The organism is Stenotrophomonas sp. 05L44_2, assembly GCF_056665995.1.
In genome coordinates, this window is sequence record NZ_JBFTNR010000468.1 from 1 (window position 1) to 4,997 (window position 4,997).

Genomic DNA, 4,997 nt, shown 5'->3' on the forward strand with positions numbered 1-4,997 from the left:
TCGAATACGAGATCCTCGATGCGGAAAGCGGCCAGGTGCTGACCCGCGCAATGACCATCCAGGTCGCGGTCGACGCGGCCAGCAAGGAAATGCTGTATCAGTGCCCGCCGGTGCTGTGGCAGCGTCTTGGAGTGCCTGCCCCGTGAACCGATCCCTTCGTCTTCCGCGCGTGCTGCTGTGCGCGCTGCTGCTGGTGGCCGCACCGCTGGTGCAGGCGGCCGATGCCGCCGTCGATGCCATCACCCAGGCCGTCGCCCGACCGGACGTGCTGCGCGGGCAGTTCACCCAGGAAAAGCAGGTCAGCGGTTTCAAGAACCCGCTGCGTTCGCAGGGCCAGTTCGTGGTCGCGCGCAAGCACGGCGTGATCTGGTCCACGCTCAAGCCGTTCCCGTCGGAGGTGGTGGTCACTGCCGACCGAATCCTCAGCCGCCAGCGCGATGGCAGCACCCGCGTCGAACTGGACGCGCGCCAGCAGCCGGCGATGCGCTCGGTCAACGCGATCATGTTCGCGTTGATGAGCGGTGACGTGCAGGCACTGTCCAGCCAGTTCAACGTCGAGGCCACCCGTGAAGGGCAGGGCTGGCGCCTGAAGCTGACGCCGAAGTCGGCGATGCTGGCCAAGGCCTTCCAGTCGCTGACGTTGCAGGGCGACCGTTACGTGCGCCAGGTCGAGATCATCGAAGCCAACCAGGATCGCACCCGCATCCAGTTCACTGCGCTGAGCGAAGCGCCGGCCACGTTGAACGCCGACGAGGCGCGCCGCTTTGAGTGACAGCGCCGCACCGGATCGCCTGCGCCGCTGGTGGCACTGGCTGGGCATCGCCTGGCTGCTGCTGCTGCTGGTGCTGGGTGCGCAGCAGTGGCGACTGTGGAGCCAGGAGTCGCGGATCGACACCGACATCCTCGCCCTGCTGCCGCAGGACGCGCACGACCGCCTGCTTAGCGACGTCACCCGGCGCATCGCCGATGGCAGCTCGCGGCAGGTGGTGGTGCTGCTCGGCAGTACCGACGGTGCCGCTGCCAAGCGCGCGCAGGCCGCGTTCGCCGCGGCGATGGCCAGTGATGCCGACAGCGCGCTGCTGGTGCCCAGTGGTTCGATCGAAGGCTGGTTCGATGAGGCGCGTGCGTTCTACGCACCGTACCGCGATCGCTTGCTGACCCCGGCCCAGCGCGAGCAGTTGCAGCAGGCCGAACCCGGTGCGTTGGCCGAACAGGCACTCGGCGCGCTGTACGGCCCGATGGGCGCGCCGCGGTTGACCGAGTGGCGGCAGGATCCGCTGTCGCTGTGGCCGCAGTGGTGGCAGCAGCAGGCCCAGGGCTCCGGCCTGCGCCTGGGCGATGACGGCCTGCTCGAGGCCGAAGGCAAGCACTGGGCGGCGCTGCAGTTCGATACGCCGGGCTCGGCCTTCAGGCTCGATGGCGAGCGTCATCTCGATGGCCTGCTCGAACGCGCCGGACAGGCGGCCAAGGCCGCTGCGCCGGATCTGGAGATCCTGCATGCCGGCGTGCCGTTGCATGCCGAAGCGGCTGCCGTGCAGGCCAACCAGGAGATCAACACCATCGGCTGGGGCTCGCTGGCGGCGGTGCTGCTGCTGGTGTGGCTGGCGTTCCGCTCGCTGCGGCCGATCCTGCTGGTTGCCGCCTCACTGCTGATCGGTTGTGGCGTGGCGCTGGCGGTGACCGTGCTGGTGTTCGACAAGGTGCATGTGCTGACCCTGGTGTTCGGTGCCTCGCTGGTTGGCGTGGCCGAGGACTACGGCATCCACTGGTTCGCTTCGCGCCAGGCCGAACCGGCTGACCGTCGCTGGAAGCTGCTGCGGCATCTGCTGCCGGGACTGTGGCTGGCGCTGCTGACCAGTGCGCTGGCGTACCTGGCGCTGGGCCTGGCGCCGTTCCCCGGCCTGCGGCAGATGGCGCTGTTCTCGGTGGTGGGGCTGGCCGCTGCCTTCCTCACGGTGATCTTCTGGTTCCCGTGGCTGGACGGTGGCGAGATCCGTACCACCCGCTTCGCGCAGTGGCTGGGCAACACGCTGGAGCGTTTCCCGCGCCTGCACGGGCGTCGCCCGGTGGCGATCTTCCTCGGCGTGGCCGCACTGGTGTCGGTCATCGGCATCGCCCGCCTGCAGAGCAACGACGACCTGCGCAGCCTGCAGTCCTCGCCGCCGGCACTGATGGCCCAGCAGATCCGCCTCAGCCAGTTGCTGGGCATGCCCAGCCCGGCGCAGTTCTACCTGGTGCAGGGCAGCGATGCCGCACAACTGCTGCAGCGCGAAGAAGCGCTGACCACGCGCCTGCGTGAACTGACCCACGACAAGCGCATCGGCGGTTACCGCGCAATCAGTGACTGGTTGCCATCGCCCGCACGGCAGCAGGCCGATGCGGCGTTGACCGCCAGGGTGGAACCCGGCGTGCTGGCCGCGGTGGGCGAAGCGGTGGGCGAGCCCCTGCAGCGCCCCGCATTCGCAGCGGCGCCGCTGAGCGCCGAGGCCTTCCTCGCCTCGCCGGCGTCGCAGCCGTTCCGCCACCTGTGGGTCGGCAACGTGGGCGGGCAGATGATCAGCGTGGTGATGGTCGATGACCTGTCGCGTGCCGATGCACTGGCCACCCTGCGCGGTGCTGCCGAAGGCCTGGACGGCGTGCGCTGGGTCGACCGTACGGCCGATTTCTCGCAGCTGCTGGGCCACTACCGCAAGCTGATGGGCGGCCTGCTGCTGGTCGGCATCGTGCTGGTGTTCGGCGCCCTGTGGCTGCGCTACCGGCGCCAGGCCTGGCGCGTATTCGCACCGACCCTGGTGGCCGGCGCGCTCACCCTCGGATTGCTCGGCCTGTTCGGCCAGCCGCTGCAGCTGTTCAACGTGCTGGCGCTGATGCTGCTGCTGGGCATGGGCATCGACTACGGCATCTTCCTGATCGAGCACCGCGGCGATGCCAGCGCCTGGCTGGCGGTATGCGTGGGTGCGGCCAGCACCTGGCTGTCGTTCGGACTGCTGGGTCTTTCGCAGACGCCGGCGCTGCGTGCGTTCGGGCTCACCCTGCTGTTCGGCATCGGCCTGGTGTGGCTGATCTCGCCGCTGTTCCGGCCGACACCGCATGACGCTCCGCCGGCCTGACCGGGCACGCTTCATTCCGATTCCTCCGCTTTTCCACCTGATCGAGCAACAAGGACGCACCGATGACTACTGCTGTGGATGCCGCTGATTCTTCCCGCCACGAAGACGTGGAACGTACCGAGATCCTGATCATCGGCGCCGGCCCGGCTGGCTCGGTGGCCGCGGCGATGCTGCGCCAGCAGGGCCGCAGGGTGCTGATGCTGGARCGCCAGCAGTTCCCGCGCTTYTCCATYGGCGARAGCCTGCTGCCGCAGAGCATGGAATACATCGAAGCGGCGGGCCTGCTGCAGGACGTGTGCGCCGCCCCGATGGCAGCGAGTACCGCATCGAAGCCGATTTCATCCTCGACGCCTCTGGCTTCGCGCGCCTGCTGCCACGCCTGCTGGACCTGGAATCACCGTCCAACTTCCCGGTGCGCGGCGCGATCTTCTGCCACGTACGCGACAACATCCCGGCCGAAGCGGAATTCGACCGCAACAAGATCCTGATCACCACCCATCCCGAGCACATCGACGTCTGGTACTGGACGATTCCGTTCTCCAACGGCTGCTGCTCGCTGGGCGTGGTCGCCGAGCCATCGTTCTTCGAGCGCTACGAAGGCGACGACCTGCAGAAGCTGCAGGCCATCGTCGGCGAGGATCCGAACCTGACCTCGCTGCTGGCCAATGCCGAATGGGCGGTGCTGCCGGTGCGCCGCATCACCGGCTATTCGGCCAATGTCAGCTCGCTGTGGGGCCCGGGTTATGCGCTGCTGGGCAACGCCGGTGAGTTCCTCGACCCGGTGTTCTCCTCCGGCGTCACCATCGCGTTCAAGTCGGCGCAGCTGGCCAGCGAATGCCTGAAGCGCCGTTACGCGGGCGAGACCGTGGACTGGGAAAGCGAATTCTCGATTCCGCTGCGCGCCGGTGTGAAAACCTTCCGCCGCTTCGTCGAAAGCTGGTACCAGGGCGGCTTCCAGAAGATCATCTACCACCCCGACCAGCAGCCGCAGGTACGCGACATGATCAGCTCCATCCTGGCCGGCTACGCCTGGGACACCAACAATCCGTATGTGGCCGACGACAGTGGCCGTCGCATGCGCGTGCTGGAGGAACTGTGCAGCGCCTGATCGTCCGCCTCTCCGCGGTCCTGCTGTGCCTGCTGCTGGCCGCCTGTGCCAGCCGCATGCCGCGGCCGCTGGTCGACCTGCCGCCGCTGCGGCTGGCACCGTCCAGCCTGCCGGCGCCGTTGGCCCTGCAGCAGCAACTGCACTTCCGCTTCGGCAGCCACGAGCGTGATCTGGATGCGCTGCTGGAAGCCGACGCGCAGCAGGTGCGGCTGGCCGTGCAGGCGATGGGCCAGACCGGCGTGCGCCTGYAGTGGGACGGCCAGCAGCTGACCCAGCAGCGTGCACCGTGGCTGCCGCCACAGGTACGTGCCGAACGCGTACTGGATGACCTGCAGTTCGCGCTCTGGCCGACGGACGCCATTGCCGCCGCGCTGCCGGCCGGCTGGCAGGTGAGCGACGACGGCCGCCAGCGCAGCCTGTCCCGCGACGGCACCGTGTGGCTGCAGCTGCAGCGCCTGGGCGATGGCAGCGTGCAGCTGGACAACCGCGCCGAGGGCTACACCCTGCGCATCGAATCGATCGACATGGCCGGCCAGGAATGAAGAGCGCTCCCATTTTCCTGAACGACCTCGGCGTGGTCTGCGCGTTGGGCGAGGGCCGCGCCGCGGTGGCTGCTGCGCTGTTTGCCGATGCGCCCGGCGGCCTGAGCGACAACGCCAGCCTGCTGCCAGGTCGCACGCTCGCGCTGGGCGAAGTGCACAGCCCGCTGCCGACGCTGGAGGAACTGCCGGTGTCCCTGCGTGGCCGCAACAATGCTCTGCTGGACGTGGCACTGGCGC

3 protein-coding genes and 3 pseudogenes are annotated in these 4,997 nt (G+C 68.6%); all 6 read left to right on the forward strand.

All coding sequences use genetic code 11. The features are described from left to right. Window positions 1-146: pseudogene (locus tag AC1VAN_RS15750) on the forward strand (acyl-CoA thioesterase); the annotation flags it as partial. Beyond that, on the forward strand, window positions 143-772 hold the full coding sequence (locus AC1VAN_RS15755; protein WP_099785846.1) for an outer membrane lipoprotein carrier protein LolA: 630 nt from the start codon (window positions 143-145) through the stop codon (window positions 770-772). The pseudogene AC1VAN_RS15750 and the gene AC1VAN_RS15755, both read left to right, overlap by 4 nt. Then, on the forward strand, window positions 765-3,110 hold the full coding sequence (locus tag AC1VAN_RS15760) for an MMPL family transporter (RefSeq protein ID WP_442251995.1): 2,346 nt from the start codon (window positions 765-767) through the stop codon (window positions 3,108-3,110). The genes AC1VAN_RS15755 and AC1VAN_RS15760 overlap by 8 nt, the downstream gene beginning before the upstream one ends. A 62-nt stretch (window positions 3,111-3,172) precedes the next feature. Further along, window positions 3,173-4,218, forward strand: a pseudogene (locus tag AC1VAN_RS15765) (NAD(P)/FAD-dependent oxidoreductase). After that, window positions 4,206-4,760 carry a DUF3261 domain-containing protein gene (locus AC1VAN_RS15770; protein WP_480986154.1) on the forward strand — a complete coding sequence of 185 codons (555 nt, stop codon included), beginning with the start codon at window positions 4,206-4,208 and terminating at the stop codon, window positions 4,758-4,760. The pseudogene AC1VAN_RS15765 and the gene AC1VAN_RS15770 overlap by 13 nt, the downstream one beginning before the upstream one ends. Next, window positions 4,757-4,997, forward strand: a pseudogene (locus tag AC1VAN_RS15775) (beta-ketoacyl-[acyl-carrier-protein] synthase II); the annotation flags it as partial. The gene AC1VAN_RS15770 and the pseudogene AC1VAN_RS15775, both read left to right, overlap by 4 nt.